Genomic DNA, 16,782 nt, shown 5'->3' with positions numbered 1-16,782 from the left:
AAAATGATGAGAAAAATAAAATATATAGCTGTAGTATTGTTAGGGATTTTTGCAATAAATTCATGTAACGATAATGATTTAGAATTAACTAATCCAAACGAATTATCCCCTGAAACTTTCTTTAAATCAGAAGCACAGGTACAATCTGCCGTAAATGCAGCATATGCAAACCTGCAGACAAGAGGACTTTATGCCAGACATATTTTCTTTGCTTTAGACAATATGGCTCAGGAAAATAAAGGGAATCCACAATTAGAGGGAAACAAAAAACCTTTCCTTGATTTTTCTTTTGATGCGAGTAGTGATATTATTCAGTTTTATTGGGAAACCTGCTTTTTAGGAATATCCAAAGCTAATTTTGTGTTAGATAATGAAGCTAAAATTCAGGCTTTACCCAATTCAGTTTTAACACAAGAGAAAAAGAATAAATTTTTAGGAGAAGCCCATTTTTTAAGAGCTTACTATTACTTTTTGCTAGTACCTCGTTTTGGTGATTTACCTCTTTATACAAAACAAACTATTGTAGGTGCACCAAGAAGTCCTAAAGCGGATATCTATAAATTAATTACAGATGATTTTGATTTTGCTTCTAAAAATCTATTAAGCAAAAATGTAGAAGATAAAGGAAGAGCAACCAAAGAAGCTGCTTTTGCTTATTTAGGAAAAGCATTATTGTATCAAAAGAAATATGACGAAGCTTTAACTGCTTTTAATAAAGTTACAGGATTTAGCTTAGAATCTAATTTTTATAACAATTTTATGGATGAAACCGAGCATGGTCCGGAATCAATTTTTGAGATTGAATATGATGAAAAATTAGGAGTAGCCGATAAATGGGGTAGCGATACTGCCGGAGATGGTGTAGCTGAATCAACACTTAGAGGCCAGGAGTATGGTAACTTAGGTTGGTATAATGTTTATCCTTCAGATAATCTGTTAGATTCATATGAGCCGGGTGATAAACGTTTTGGAGATACTTTTTACGTGCCGGGATCTAAATACAATAACGGAGCGAATACAATGACAGCTGCTAACTTCTCTTCGTCTGAAGGTCTTAGAAGAGCAGGTTGGAAAAAATATCAAAATTATTATAAACGTACTGATGAAAATCTGGATTCAAGTATCAACTTTAAAGTAATGCGTTATTCAGATGTATTGCTTATGATGGCAGAATGTGAAAGTATGAGAGGTGGTGGTGTACAGGCAACAGCTATTGGTTATATCAATCAGGTTCGTTTTAGAGCAGGTGTACCACTATTAGCAACAACACTTTCAAAAGATCAGGTTTTTACAGCTCTTATTCACGAACGCAAAGTAGAATTAGCTGGTGAGCAAGTTCGTTTTGATGATATAATTAGATGGGGTATTGCTAGTACCGAATTGGCAGGAACTGGTTTTAAAGCTGGTAGAAGCGAATTATGGCCTATCCCAAATAGAGAAACATCTTCTAATCCGAATATAAAACCTAGTAATAATAATCCTGGATACTAGGTGATTGAAGATTGTTAGTTTGAGTTAGTTAAGTTAGTATTTGGCAAACAGCGCACCGACGTGCGCTGTTTATCAATACATTATGCTTTTGGATATTAGAAGTATAGTTTTTATCTAATTCCGAGGCAGCAAACAAAAATGAATGTTGCAAATCTTGTAAAAACAAAATGCTATTTCTAAAGACTTTTGATTTGAATATTTCAACATTTAAGGCAGACTGAATTTTATTCAATATGAAAAGAATTGCTTCACTTTTTTTAATCGTAACGTTGTTTTACAATGTTTTAGGATTTTATATCATGTTTGCTGAACAACAAGAGCAAGTGTGGGTAAATTCTATGGAGAAAACTGACAATTCAAATTTTGAAATAATTGAAGTCAAAATCAGCCCTTATGCCTATGTTGTTGATTCTGGTGAAGAAGATGCCAATGAAGATTTCGTGATCAACAATAAAACCTATCACGTCTTTAAAAAAAGAATTCAAAACAATGTTTTAAAATTATATTGTCTAAAAAATTCGCATAACGAAGCTTTAAATAAAGATTTAAAAAGAATTGTGGACAGTCAATTATTTGATTCAGATTCAAATAAAGAAAATCCTAGTAAAAAATTAATGAAATCCTTTATTCAGGATTACATTCCGGGCGACACAATAAATTTAATACCTGTTGCCATAAAATTAACTTTCCCTGTTGCTTTAAATTCATTCAATCCAGAAAGAAGTCTTCTTTCCGGATATTTTACTACGAATGATCCTCCTCCAGATATGGTTTAGCATTTCCTTTTGATGTTAAAATGTAAATAGCAATTATTCTTAACCCCGGCATTAAAGCTTTAGTTTTATGCTAAGGGTTATATCTGCTTATTTACAATTTAATATACAACATTCAATTAATCCTAATTGAAAAGAAAGCTATCTAACAACCATAAAAACCAACCAAAAATGAAAACTTATAAATTTCTGTTTAAAGTACTTCTTTTTAGTGCTTTAAGCGTAAATGCGTTTGCACAAACTAAAAACAACAAAAATCAAATTACCGAACCAATCGGAATAGACAATATGGCCTATAAATGGAGCGAAGTAGCCATACGTGCAACAGCAAATGATACGGACAGATTTAAGCCAAGACCAACAGTGACTTCCCGTTTTTTAGGATTGACATTTGTTGCTGTTTTTGATGCCTGGAGTCGTTACGATCAAAAGGCTATCCCTGTATACTTAAAAGATACAGAAAGAAGACCACTTAAAGAACAAACACTCAAAAACAAAGAAATTGCGATTAGCTATGCTGCCTATAATGCCTTAAGTGAATATTATTTTTCAGATAAAGAATTGTTTAAAGCTTATATGGTCGAATTAGGACTGGATCCTGATAATAAATCTCTTGATCCCAAAACGCCGGAAGGAATAGGGAATTTAGCGGCTAAAGCAGTAATTGAAGCGAGAAAACATGACGGTTCAAATCAATATGGAGAAGAAGACGGATCAAATGGAACTCCATATTTTAACTATGTAAATTATAAGCCGGTAAATACTCCAGACGAAATGACTGATGTATACCACTGGCAGCCAAAATATTTTTCAGATGGAAAAGGTGGCAAGTTTGCACCGGGTTGTATGACGCCATTTTGGGGCAAAGTTAAGCCAGTTGGGTTAAAATCGGGAGAGCAGTTTCGCGCAATGCCTCCTCCTTCTTTAGATTCACAACAACTCAAAAATGAAGTTAAAGAACTGATTGATTTGCAATATAATCTAACTAATGAACAAAAAGCGCTAGTAGAATTTATGCGTGATGGCCCAAAGTCGGTACAACAAGCCGGGCATTGGTTAAAATTTGCTCAGGATGTTTCCAGACGTGATAAGCACACGCTGGATCAGGACGTTAAAATGTTTTTTTATAATCAGGTTACTGCTATGGATTGTTTTATAGCATGTTGGGATACCAAAATGTTTTACGATTTTGCTCGTCCTTATGCTTTAGTGCATTATTACTATAAAGATAAAACTATAAATGCATGGGGCGGACCTGGTTTTGGAAACATAGAAATGAAAGGACAAGACTGGAGACCTTATTCGCCAGATGTTTTTTTATGTCCTGCTTTTCCGGGTTATGTTTCCGGACATAGTACAATTAGTGGAGGCTGTGGTGAAGCATTAAAATTATGGACAGGCAGCGATACTTTTGGAGAGTCTGCAACAGTGAGTGCGCCAGGTTCAATGACAGAACCAAACAATATAGGAAAACCTGTTGTACTAAAATTTCCAACGTTTACAGAAACAGCAAATATGGCCGGAATTTCAAGAGTAATGGGCGGTTATCACATTCAGGCAGATAATGTTGAAGGACTTAAACTGGGCAGAAACGTGGCTCATGAGGTTTGGAAGTTCTATAATTTTCATATCGGAAATAAAACGGTTGATAAAATTACAGCAATTGAATAAGTTCTCCAATATTCAAAAGGGATTAATCTATTCTAAAAATGTTTTAATTATGAAAATTAAGCCGCTATTATTTTTATTTTCAGTAGTTATATTGGCAGTTTCATGCGATCATTTTTCGAACCCAAATGATAAGATGATTAAGATTTTGGACGCTAGAAACAGGATGTATAAAGTAAAAGACAATCCATTTGCAGCACAGGCAGAAGTCGCTTATTATGATTCGATAATCAACAGTTCAGACGAAGGTTTTTTCAAATTATTCAACGAATTAAATAAAGGAAATGCCTTATTGAAATCCGGAAAAGAAGCTGAGTCTGTATCAATCATAGAAAGTGCTATCAAAAGAAAAAAAGCAATAGATGGAAAAGACGATCTTCAATCATTAAAATGTTTGGCAATTGCTTATATGAGACTGGGCGAAAAACAAAATTGCGTCAACTACCACAATCCGGAATCGTGTATTATGCCCATTCAAAAAAATGGTATTCATACTGTACGTCAGGGTTCTCAGAGTGCAATTGAAATTTATAAGAAATTATTAGATTTAAATCCTAATGATTATGAGTCGAGATGGCTAATTAATATAGCTTATATGACTTTGGGCGAATATCCTTCAAAAGTTCCTCAAAAATGGCTAATCCCTAATTTGAACAAAGACAATTCAGGATACCCTATAAAACCCTTTTTGGATGTTGCTCCAAACGTAGGTATAAAAAGCAGAAATATGTCAGGAGGCGTTATTGTTGATGATTTCAATAATGATGATTATTTAGATATTGTAACTTCTGACTGGAGCCTGGAAGGTGTTATGCACTATTATCAGAACGATAAAAAAGGAAAATTTCTGGATCTTTCCAAAACTTCAGAAATAGGGCGTTTCAAGGGAGGTTTGAATATAATACAAGCCGACTATGACAACGATGGCGATACTGATATTTTTGTTTTGAGAGGCGCCTGGATGCGTAAATACGGAAGACAGCCAAATTCACTTTTGCGTAACAATGGCGACGGTACTTTTACGGATGTTACCATAAAAAGCGGTTTGTATTCTGAATTTCCTACTCAGGCCGGAGTCTGGAATGATTTTAATAATGACGGTTACTTAGACTTATTTATTGGCAACGAATCATCAGATAATGAATCATATCCTTCTGAATTATATCTTAATAATCAGGACGGAACATTTACTAATGTTGCCAAAGATGCTAAATGTGATGTTGTCGCCTATATAAAAGGGGCAACAGCAGCTGATTATGATAATGATGGCGATGTAGATTTGTTTCTCTCCGGAATGAATAAGAGAAAAACATTATTAAAAAATACAGGACTTAAAAAGGGCATTCCACAATTTAAAGACGTTACAGACGAAGCTGGTTTAGCAGGAATTAATGTCATGACTTTTCCAACCTGGTTTTGGGATTATGATAATGATGGCTGGCAGGATATTTTTGTTTGTGGCTATCAATTTAATGGTTCGATTGCCGGAGAAATTGCAATGGAAGCATTAAATATTCCAAATGGAAGTAGCAAAATGTATTTGTATCATAATAATCATGATGGTACTTTTTCGGATATGTCTACAATATCCGGATTAAGTAAGACTGTCTTTGCGATGGGTTCTAATTTTGGAGACATTGATAATGATGGCTTTTTAGATATGTACCTCGGAACAGGAAATCCAGATTACAAATCATTGTCACCTAATAAGTTATTTAGAAATATGGGTAACGGAAAATTTGCTGACGTTACGGTTTCCAGTCGTATGGGAAATTTACAAAAAGGACACGGAGTTGCTTTTAATGATCTTGATAACGATGGGGATAATGATGTTTTTATAGAAGTTGGAGGGGCTTATTTTGGAGATGCTTTCAACAATTCTTTATACCTAAACCCAGGCCAAAACAACAATCGCTGGATAAAGTTGAAATTAGAAGGTACAGACAGTAATCACTCTGCCATTGGAACAAAAGTAAAGGTTAGTTTCAAAGAAAATGGAATTTCAAGATCTGTATACAGGATAGTCAATTCAGGCGGAAGTTTTGGATCGTCGGCTTTACGAATGGAGATTGGAATTGGGCAAGCAGCAATCATTGACCAAATTGAAATTACCTGGCCCAAAAGTCAGAAAAAACAAATATTTAAAAACATACAGCCCAATCAATTCATTAAAATTATTGAAGGAGAAAAAAACTTTTCAAAAGTAAATCTTAAAAAACTTGCCTTTCCAACAGCTGGAGCAAGATCTCCTATTTGTATGTAATAAAGCAACTGGAATAAAGAGAACAACTTATATCCAGTCATTAAATTAAGGTATTTATTAGAAAACATTAGAAATATAAAAATGAAAAATATAAATAAGAAAGCAGTTTTTTTTGGCCTTGTAAGCTTATTATTACTTGTCAGCTGTTCTACTAAAGAATCAGATGAGAAGATATTTACCACTTTAGACCGTTCCGATACTGGAATTGATTTTAGCAATAATCTGAAAGAAAATGATTCACTGAATTACTTCACCTACAATTATATTTATTTGGGAGGAGGAGTAGCTACAGGAGATATTAACAATGATGGCTTGGTAGATATCTTCTTTACAGGAAATCAGGTATCGAATAAATTGTACTTAAATAAAGGAAATCTGAAATTTGAAGATATTACAAAAAAAGCCGGTGTTGGCGGTGATTCCCGCTGGTATACCGGAGTCACTATGGCAGATGTAAACGGCGACGGATTTTTAGATATTTATTGTAGTGTAGGAGGGAAATTCGGACCTAAAAATAATGAGTTATATATCAATAATCATAACGGAACTTTTACAGAAAAAGCCAAAGAATATGGTATTGATGATATAGGAAACAGTGTTCAGGGAACTTTTTTTGATTACGATAAAGATGGTGACCTGGATTTATTTGTAGCGAATTATCCGCCAACGAAATTTAATTCGGCAACGGGTGATTATGTGCAAATGATGCTCCATGTTAAAGACAATGAATCAGGACATTTATACCGAAATGACGGCAATCATTTTGCTAATGTAACGGAACAAGCTGGTGTAAAAAATTATGGATTATCATTAAGTGCAACAGTAGGCGACTTAAACAATGACAGCTGGCCTGATATCTATGTTTCTAACGACTTCAATTCACCTGATTTTATGTACATCAACAATCAGGATGGTACTTTTAAAGAAGTAGTAAAAGAAGCCATGGCACATAATTCTTTCTACGGAATGGGAGTCGATGTATCCGATTTTAACAACGATGGAAATTTAGATATTTTTCAGGTTGATATGGACGCAAAAGACAATCGTCGTAAAAAAGCAAACATGTCGAGCATGAATCCAAAACTATTTTGGGATGTCGTTGATGCTGGTTTTAACTATCAATACATGCACAATTGCATGCAGTTAAACACAGGAGTTAATGAAAATGGTATTCCGCATTTTGGTAATGTATCCCGTATTACCGGAACCTCATCTACAGATTGGAGTTGGGGACCTTTGTTTGCCGATTTTGACAATGACGGAAATAAAGACCTTTTTGTAACGAATGGAACCCGAAGAGAAATTAATAATAATGATTTCTTTCATAGTCTGGAAGCACTCAATTTACAGCCAAAAGATTTGTTGAAGAAATCTCAGGAAATTCCTTCGGAGAAAATTGACAATTTTATGTTTCAAAATAAAGGAAATTTAAATTTTGAAGAAGCCAATAAAAAATGGGGAATTGAATTTAAAGGGTTTTCAAATGGCGTTGCTTATGCCGATTTAGATAATGACGGCGATTTAGATTTGGTAGTAAATAATATCGATGATTATGCGTCTGTTTTTGAAAATTCAAGTTCTAAACTTAATAATTACATCAAAGTCAATTTCAAAGGAAATACAAAAAATACTTATGGTCTGGGGAATCGTGTTTATATAAAAACGAAAAAAGGAACCCAAATGCAGGAACTTACTTTAACAAGAGGATTTCAGTCGTCTGTTGCGCCCGAATTGCATTTTGGTGTGGGCAAAGACAAAACTATCGATGAGGTAAAAGTTGTATGGACAAACGGTAAGGTGCAAAAATTATCGAATGTTAAGGCGAATCAAACTTTAAGCTTTAAAGAGCAGGATGCTAAAGAAGAAGCGGTTGTAAAAACAGCTCCTAAAACCCATTTGTTTGCAACTGAAAACGCAATTTTTCCTGTTTTTAAACACGAAGAAAATAAGTACGATGATTTTAAAGATCAGGTTTTATTGCCTCATAAAATGTCCACTTTTGGTCCTGCAATTGCTGTTGGGGATTTAAATAAAGACGGTCTTGATGATTATTTTATTGGAGGTTCTGCAACCTACTCAGGAAAAATATTTATGCAGACTAAAAATGGTTTTACAGAAAAAAATGTTCCAGCACTTGAAGCAGACAAAGACAGTGAAGATACTGGAGCACTAATTTTTGATGCCGATAATGACGGCGATAATGACTTATATGTAGTAAGCGGCGGTTATGAATTTTTAGTTAATGACCCAAAATTACAAGACAGATTATACCTCAATAATGGAAAAGGCGATTTTACAAAAGCACCAAAAGGAGTGTTGCCAACGATGTTAACGAGTGGTTCAAAAGTATATCCTATTGATTATGATAAAGATGGCAAAAAAGATCTTTTAGTTTTAGGAAGACAGGTTCCGGGGCAATATCCTTCACCGGCAACGACTTATTTACTGCATAATATAAGTACGCCAACACAGCCAAAATTTGAAATTTCTAAAAAATCACCAAAAGAATTTACCAATTTAGGAATGGCAACAAGTGCTGTAATTACCGATATTAATAACGATAAATTAGCCGATATCATTGTAGTTGGCGAATGGATGCCAATCCGTATTTTTCAGAATACATCGGCAGGTTTCAAGGAAGTTACAAAAAACATGGGACTTAATGATGATACAACCGGCTGGTGGTGGAGCATTCAGCAAGGCGATTTTGACCATGATGGCGATATGGATTATATTGTTGGAAACAATGGTTTGAATTACAAATACAAAGCAACTCCAAATGAGACATTTGATATTTATGTAAAAGATTTTGACAACAATAAACACAAGGATATTGTTTTAAGCTATTACAATGATGGAAAACAATATCCCGTACGCGGTCGTGGTTGTTCGTCTCAGCAAATTCCAAATATCAAGAAGAAATTCAAAGACTACGAAAGCTTTTCAGAAGCTACGCTTGTCGATGTTTATACAGAGAAATCACTTAAGGAAGCTTTGCATTATAAGGTAAAATCATTCGCCAGTATTTATTTAGAGAATAAAAATGGCAAGTTTATCATTCACGAATTACCAGTTGAAGCGCAGCTTACCTGCATCAATCAAATAATGGTAGATGATTATGATAAAGATGGTAAACTCGATGTTTTAATAAGTGGTAATATGTATAATTCCGAAGTAGAAACTCCTAGAAACGACGCTGGTCATGGATTGTTTTTAAAAGGAGATGGCAAAGGAAAATTCAAATCAATTTCAGCAGTTGATAGCGGATTTTTTACTCCGGGTGATGTTAAAAACATGGAAAAAATTAACGTACATGGAAAAACATATCTGTTGGTCACTAAAAACAATTCGTTTTTACAAAGTGTCAGAATCAATTAACTTCTTTGTTTGAATTTTTTGCAGTATGTCTTAACCTAACAGGCTAAGACATACTCAAATAACAATTAACCAAAAACATTAAAAATGAGAAAATTATACTTGTGCTTTCTCTTCATGATTCCGGTTATGATGAGTGCACAAACCGATATCGATGCACTTATGATGAATAAAAATAATTTTTGTTTCGGGGCGGTTTATCAATATAGCAGTTGGAATGAATACTGGGAAGGCACTTTTAAAAGAGAGAATCTTAATCTTGGAACGGTATCTGCTCAAGGCCCTGCATTTATGGGCGATTATGGAATAACCGACAAGTTGAATTTTCTTGTGACTATTCCCTATATTGAAACCAAGGCAACTGCAGGGACTATGAAAGGCCAAAAAGGAATGCAGGATTTATCCTTGACCTTGAAATATATGCCAATTAAAAAGAAAGTTGGTGCAGTTACTTATTCTTTATTGGCTTTGGCAAGTTATTCAATGCCTACCTCAGACTACGTGGCTGATTATTTGCCATTAAGCATTGGTTTGCGCAGTAAAACCGGAACTTTTCGACTAATGGGTGATGTACAATATCGTACTTTTTTCACCACTTTCTCAGCCGCGTATATGAAAAGGGGAAATATTACCATTGATCGAAATTCCTATTTGGATGATGAAATTCATTATACCAATGAAGTGAATATGCCAGATGTTATAAACGTTAATTTTAGATTTGGATACCGTTCTTCAAGATTAATTGCAGAAGCTGTGATTGATAATTCGGTTACCCAATCTGGAGGTTTTGACATCACAAAAAATAACATGCCTTTTCCAAGCAATACCATGAATGCCTTTAAATTGGGCTTAAATGGAAAATATACTCTAATAAAAGTTCCTGAATTGGCAATTGTAGGCGGATATAATGTAGTGACAGAAGGTAGAAATGTAGGAGAAGCAACTTCATTCTACGGAGGTATTTTCTATCTGATTAATTTTAATAAAAAAAACAAGTAAGATGAAAAATAGTATTCAAAAAATTGTCTTTAAAAGTCTGACTCTTGTATTTCTGGCAGTTGGATTAATGTATTCCTGCGATGATGATATTTCGCAGCGAAATGAGGAGTTTCCACAATTAAATCCTAAGAATTCAGATGCGGAAGCTGGTACATGGAAACCTTATCTTTTAACTGCACCTGATGAATTTTCGATAGATGTACCTGTTGCGACTACCACACCTGCTTATACAAGAGAAATTAATGAAATAAAGAGTTTTCAGGTAAATATTACTAATGAACAAAAAAATATAATCGAGTATTGGAGTGCCGGCAGCGTGTTGCGTTGGAATGAAATTCTGCGAACCCTGGTAGCGAGACATAATCGCCCGCCGTACCAAAATGAAGACGGAACTTATCCCGCACCTTCAGCTGCAAATCCATTTGCTTATCCTCAATTTCCATTTTCTAATCCTCCTTATGCTGCGAGAGCATATGCCTATGTATGTGCCGCTCAATACGACGCACTGATTGCTGCCTGGCATTATAAAAAACTGTACAACAGAGCTGCACCTTATACTGTTGATCCAACCTTGCAGGTATTGGTTCCTAAAAGCACATTGCCAGCATATCCTTCTGAGGACGCTGTCGTGGCGGGAGTTACTGTTGAGCTTTTAAAGTTACTATTTCCAACTGAAATCGCGTATATAGATGTAAAAGCCGAAGAAGAAAAATTGTACCGAATCATCAGCGGTGGAAATGTTCGTTCTGATGTTGATGCCGGAATAATTTTAGGTAGAAAAGTAGCTGCAAAATTTATAGCTCGCGCTTCAACTGACGGAGCTGGAGCAGCTATTGGTACACCGGCAATTTGGGCTGCATTAGAATCTCAAACTGCAGCAACAGGAGAAGTTCCATGGAAATCATTAGAAATACCGGCAAGACCACCAATGTTGCCTTTATTCGGAAAAGTAAAATCATTTTTGATGACAGAAGCAGATGTTGTAGCAAATCGTCCACCTGCACCTCCTTCAACAAAATCTGATGCTTTTGCAAAAGAATTAGCCGAGATTAAAAAATACAGCCAGGATAAGTCTCGCGAACACTTAGAAATTGTAAGTTTTTGGGCTGATGGCGTAGATACCTATACACCTCCCGGACATTGGAATGCTATTGCTTCAGAAGCATTTGTAGAACAATCGTACAGTGAAGTTCGCTGGGCGAGAAATTTAGCTTTGTTAAATGTCGCAATGATGGATGCTGCAATTAGTTGCTGGGATGCTAAATATACTTATTTCAATCCACGCCCGTGTCAAATGGATCCTTCGATTAAAACAACCACGGGAGTTCCTAATTTTCCGGCATATGTTTCGGGGCATTCTACTTTTAGTGCTGCTGCCTGTACTGTTTTATCACATTTTATTCCATCTAAAAAAACAGAATATGAGGCAATGGCTTTAGAAGCATCAAACTCAAGAATGTATGGAGCCATACATTACAGAAGTGATTGTGAAAAAGGATTGGATTTAGGTAAAAAAGTAGCTGCTTTTGCTGTTGCGAGGGCAGCAACTGACGGTGCTCAATAGTAGAATAAATAAATTTTAATATCTATTTTAAGCCTGCCACGTCGCAAAACCTGCCAGGTTTTTTTATTTACTGATCATTTGAAATTGCGTAAAATTTTTAGACATCATTTTGTATTTAATGTAATTTTTATAAGGATTAGATCCTGATGTGTTTTTTCATGCAAGTTTGCTTCATTTATGCTATAAAATGCTCGATTTGTAGGGTTTCGATATTTCGTATTCGGCTATTTTTGAAGCTTTTTAATTGGATTATTTTTCCAGTTAGTATTCAACATCAAATTATTTAATTTAACCAAAAGGTTTTCTAAAACATATAAAATGAGATTACGATTTATAGCTGCTGCTTTGTTTTCAGTATTTTTTCAAAGTTCTTTTTCACAGACAAATGCTTCAACCGAAAAAAGGATTCAACAGTTAATTAAAAAAATGACTTTAAAAGAAAAAGTCGGCATGCTGCACGGAAACTCTAAATTTTATACTGAAGAAATAAAGCATCTCGGCATTCCGGAATGGGCTCTCTCTGATGGTCCGCATGGAGTAAGGGCAGAAATGAATCGACATAATTGGCAATATGCAGGACAAACAGATGATGCTTCAACTTGTTTTCCTCCGGGAACGGCTATGGCTGCAAGTTGGAATCTGGAACTGGCCAGACAACGCGGTATTGTTTTGGGCGAAGAAGCACGTTTTCGTAAAAAAGACGTTTTGCTTGGACCGGGCATTAACATTATTCGTTCTCCGCTTTGTGGGAGAAATTTTGAGTATTTGAGTGAAGACCCGTTTCTTATTTCGCAAGTTTCTATAAATTATATCAAGGCTTTACAAACTCAGGATGTCGCTGCTTGTGTAAAGCACTTTGTTGCTAATAATCAGGAAGAAAATCGTTTTGTTGTGGATGTAAATATGAGCGAACGCGCTTTGCGTGAAATTTATTTGCCGGGTTTTAAGGCTTCAATTGTTGATGCAGGAGTATTGGGCGTTATGGGCGCTTACAATAAATTCAGAGGTTCCTATTGTACCGAAAATGATTACTTGGGGCGAACTCTTTTGCGTGAAGAATTTAAATTTAAAGGCGTTTATATGTCTGATTGGGATGCTGTTCATAGTACTGAAAAAGCGGCTTTGGCTGGTTTGGACTTAGAAATGGGAACCGAAAAAGAAAACTATAACGACTGGTATTTCGCAGATCCTTTGATTAAAGCCGTAAAGCAGGGAAGCATAAAAGAAAGCATAGTGAATGAAAAAGTGGCCAACATTCTGAGAGTTATGATTAAAACGAAAGTTTTAGATCCTAAAACACGTATAATTGGTTCCATAAATACCAAAGAGCATCAACAGGCAGCTTATCGTTCTGCTGTAGAAGCGGTGGTTTTACTGAAAAACGAAAAGCAAATTTTGCCATTAAATATGAACTCTATAAAATCAGTAGCAATTATTGGTGATAATGCAACCCGCACGCATTGTGGTGGTGGATTTAGTTCAGAAATCAAAACTTTATATGAGATAACGCCACTTCAGGCTATGACCAATAAATACGGAAAGTCAATGCAAATAAATTTTGCACAAGGTTATGAAAAGCAATCTCACGTTGTGGAAAGAAGCAGCGATGGTCAATTAAACACAGATAAAGTTGATTGGAAATTAATAGAAGAAGCCGTTGCTCAGGCCAAAAAATCGGATGTGGCGATTGTTTTTGCCGGTCTAAACCATGATTTCGATTCAGAATCATTTGACAGATTGCATATGCGTTTACCGTACGGGCAGGAAACTTTAATTCAGGAAGTGGCCAAAGCAAACCCTAAAACAATTGTCGTAATTATTGCAGGTTCTCCGCTTGAACTGGCGGGTATTGAATCTCGCGTACCGGCCTTAGTCTGGGGTTGGTATGGCGGAATGGAAGCCGGTAATGCTGTGGTTGATGTTTTGAGCGGAAAAGAATTTCCTTCGGGAAAATTACCATTTACGATTCCGGTTACTTTAAGCCAATCGCCAGCACATGCTTTAGGAGCCTATCCGGGACATGATTTAAAAGTGAATTATGAGGAAGATATTTTGGTAGGATATCGCTGGTTTGACACTAAAGGAATTGTATCTCAATATCCTTTTGGTTATGGTCTGTCTTATACTTCTTTTGAAATTTCCAATGTTGTTGCTGACAAAAAAATATACGGCGTTAATGATGAAATAATAGTAAAGGTTAATATTAAAAATACAGGTAAAACAGATGGTGCAGAAGTAATTCAATTGTACGCTGGTCAAACAACTTCATCAGTTTTAAGACCTAAAAAGGAATTAAAAGCATTTGATAAAATATTCCTTAAACCCGGAGAAGAAAAAACAGTAAATTTAAAAGTGACAGTAAAAGATTTGGCTTTTTACGATGAGAAAACTTCTGACTGGAAAGTTGAGCCAGGCGAATTTGTACTTTATACGGCTACATCAGCTGAAAACATTGTGAGTACGCTTGCTATTACAGTGCAATAAGATAATAATATAGTTTTTTTTACAGTAATATAGTTCTTTCTTCGAACTGTATTACTGTTTTTTTTTAGCATGTACTTTGCGTTAAATTTTTTACCACAGAGATACACAAAGATTTTTCACAGAGTTGCACGGAGAACATTAAATTTGCGTCTTTGTGAGATTAAAAACCAAACCAAAACGGAGTGGCTCTGCCAAGAATGGGATTAATTAAAGGTTTTTTGTTTCACCCAGATCCTACAGATTTCAGTAAATTTTACAGATTTATTTCTTATGAGTTATCTGCGCATATCTGCTTAAATCTTTTTGAAATCTGCGTGAAAAAACTTTGCGCCCTTGTGGCTCTGCGAGATTAAATAAAGCCTTTGTGGATCTCTGCGAAAACTTGGTTTACTCTGTGGTATTCAATTACACAGCTTTAAGACATAGCTACATATCAAAACGGGCTAATGTCCTCTTCTTTCCTTTAAATCTTTTTCAATTCCAATTTCCATATTTCTGTCTATTGCATAAAAGCATAACAGAACGGCGCTTATAATAAATATAAAACCAGGATAGATACTCACACATAATTTGATTCCTTCTACTGCTGCCGGCACCTGATTGACCTCTTCGGCTACATAGCCGTATTTAGATAGAAAAGCTGCACCCAAAGCACCGCCAATACTTATCCCTATTTTTAGTCCGAAAATCATGGCAGAAAAAACGGTAGCAGTTGCTCTTCGATTGTTTTTCCATTCGCTGTAATCGGCCACATCAGCGATCATGGCCCATAATAACGGAATGGTTACTCCGTAAATAAATCCATGCGCTAATTGGGTCAGAAAAACCATTGTAATAGCGGTTCTGCTGTAAAAATTAAAAAGCAATAAACTTATAGCGGATAAAAAAATAAAAGTGATGTAAATGTTTCTTTTGCCAAATGAATCGGCAAGTGATTTTGAAAACAAAATTCCAAAAATCATAAAAAGAATTCCTCCCGCATTAAAAAGACTAAAGGCAGAAGTGGGAACGTCTCGTGGCCACTGAAAATCTACTAATCCCATTGCTGTCAATGAATTATTCAGATCATGAATAAATGCTGTAAAACCAATATCATTCAAAAATACAGTTTGGGCAACGGGATCTAAATAGTATTTAAAATAGAAAACATACATTCCGCCTTTTAAAGACAAAGTGATAAATACCAAGATGGTAACCAGCACCATAACCAGCCAGGGACCGTTTTTAGATAAATCGATATAATCCTGCTTGACAGAGGATTTTTGGTTTTTAGCGGGTATAATTCTTTCTTTGGTAGTAAAAAAAGTAATCAGTAAACAAATTACTCCCGTAATGGCAAATAGAATCATCGTATTTTTAAAGCCAACTGCTTTATCGCCATGTCCCAGAATTAAAACCAATGGCAATAAAAGGGACTGAATTATAAATTGAGCTATCATTACCGCAACAAAACGATAAGAGGAAAGACTGTTTCGTTCTTTCATGTCGCCGGTTAAAACACCACTTAAGGCAACATACGGTAAATTATTTGCTGAATAGATTATTACCAGAAAAAAATAAGTCAGTAAAGTGTAAATTATTTTGCCGTTTTCTCCAAAATTGGGAGTTAAAAATGAAAGAACGGCGCCAATTCCAAATGGCAAGGCAGTCCATAATATCCAGGGTCTGAATTTTCCCCATCGGGTTTGGGTTCGATCAGCGATAACGCCCATAATGATATTAAAAAAAGCACCAATAAATCCTCCAATGAAAATAATAATACTTGCTGTTCCAGCCGGGATTTTATAAACATCTGTATAAAAGAAAGCTAAAAAGGTCAGCAGGGTCTGAAAAATCAAATTTGCTGCAAAATCTCCTAAACCGTAACCTATTTTTTCCAGTACAGAAAGTTTTTGAGACGCATTGTTATTCAATATACTGGTCGCTTTTTTTTTGTTTATCCCCATCGTGTTGATTGAAAATTTTTTAGAGCGCTATTTTATTATAAAAATCACACTTCGTTTTCATTTCATTTTAATAAAATGTTAAACGTAAAAATAGCTTGAAAGTTGAAATAAGATTGTCAATTTTGAAGCCTTTAATAGCACATTTGAAGCATTCTTTAGTTATCGCAAATCTATTAAATTTAAATTGCTATTTTAGCTTCTGATTAAAAAAAACAACTG

The 16,782-nt window shown here is 35.2% G+C and carries 9 protein-coding genes; 8 read left to right on the top strand and 1 reads right to left on the bottom strand.

Translation table 11 applies throughout. From position 1 onward, the window contains the following. Positions 1–3: 3 nt before the first annotated feature. The 8 genes from AC1RRN_RS13820 (at position 4) to AC1RRN_RS13785 (ending at position 14,617) form a co-directional block, all read left to right on the top strand. The gene (locus tag AC1RRN_RS13820) at positions 4–1,491 is read left to right on the top strand and encodes a RagB/SusD family nutrient uptake outer membrane protein (RefSeq protein WP_492967844.1); all 1,488 of its coding nucleotides are present in this window, start codon (positions 4–6) and stop codon (positions 1,489–1,491) included. 233 nt (positions 1,492–1,724) lie between these two features. Beyond that, entirely contained in the window at positions 1,725–2,267 is a 543-nt protein-coding gene (locus AC1RRN_RS13815; RefSeq protein WP_492967843.1) for a hypothetical protein, read from the top strand. A 168-nt stretch (positions 2,268–2,435) separates the two neighbouring features. Beyond that, complete coding sequence (locus tag AC1RRN_RS13810; RefSeq protein ID WP_492967842.1) at positions 2,436–3,935, top strand: vanadium-dependent haloperoxidase; 1,500 nt, start codon at positions 2,436–2,438, stop codon at positions 3,933–3,935. A 49-nt stretch (positions 3,936–3,984) separates the two neighbouring features. Further along, positions 3,985–6,195, top strand: a complete 2,211-nt coding sequence (locus AC1RRN_RS13805; protein ID WP_492967841.1) for an FG-GAP-like repeat-containing protein — start codon at positions 3,985–3,987, stop codon at positions 6,193–6,195. 81 nt (positions 6,196–6,276) lie between these two features. Then, on the top strand, positions 6,277–9,573 hold the full coding sequence (locus tag AC1RRN_RS13800) for a VCBS repeat-containing protein (RefSeq protein ID WP_492967840.1): 3,297 nt from the start codon (positions 6,277–6,279) through the stop codon (positions 9,571–9,573). Positions 9,574–9,657: 84 nt separating this feature from the next. Continuing rightward, positions 9,658–10,569 (top strand): hypothetical protein, encoded by a 912-nt coding sequence (locus AC1RRN_RS13795; protein ID WP_492967839.1) that lies wholly within the window; start codon positions 9,658–9,660, stop codon positions 10,567–10,569. 1 nt (position 10,570) lies between these two features. Continuing rightward, complete coding sequence (locus tag AC1RRN_RS13790; protein WP_492967838.1) at positions 10,571–12,133, top strand: vanadium-dependent haloperoxidase; 1,563 nt, start codon at positions 10,571–10,573, stop codon at positions 12,131–12,133. 318 nt (positions 12,134–12,451) lie between these two features. Further along, the gene (locus AC1RRN_RS13785) at positions 12,452–14,617 is read left to right on the top strand and encodes a beta-glucosidase (RefSeq protein ID WP_492967837.1); all 2,166 of its coding nucleotides are present in this window, start codon (positions 12,452–12,454) and stop codon (positions 14,615–14,617) included. Positions 14,618–15,060: 443 nt separating this feature from the next. On the opposite strand, the gene AC1RRN_RS13780 is transcribed toward AC1RRN_RS13785, so the two are convergent. Beyond that, complete coding sequence (locus AC1RRN_RS13780) at positions 15,061–16,563, bottom strand: MFS transporter (protein ID WP_492967836.1); 1,503 nt, start codon at positions 16,561–16,563, stop codon at positions 15,061–15,063. Between the last annotated feature and the right edge of the window lie 219 nt (positions 16,564–16,782).

The sequence above is a fragment of the Flavobacterium sp. GW821-FHT11G01 genome, assembly GCF_058808175.1.
Note: the sequence above shows the minus strand (reverse complement) of the source record. Positions and strands in the feature narration are given on the sequence as shown.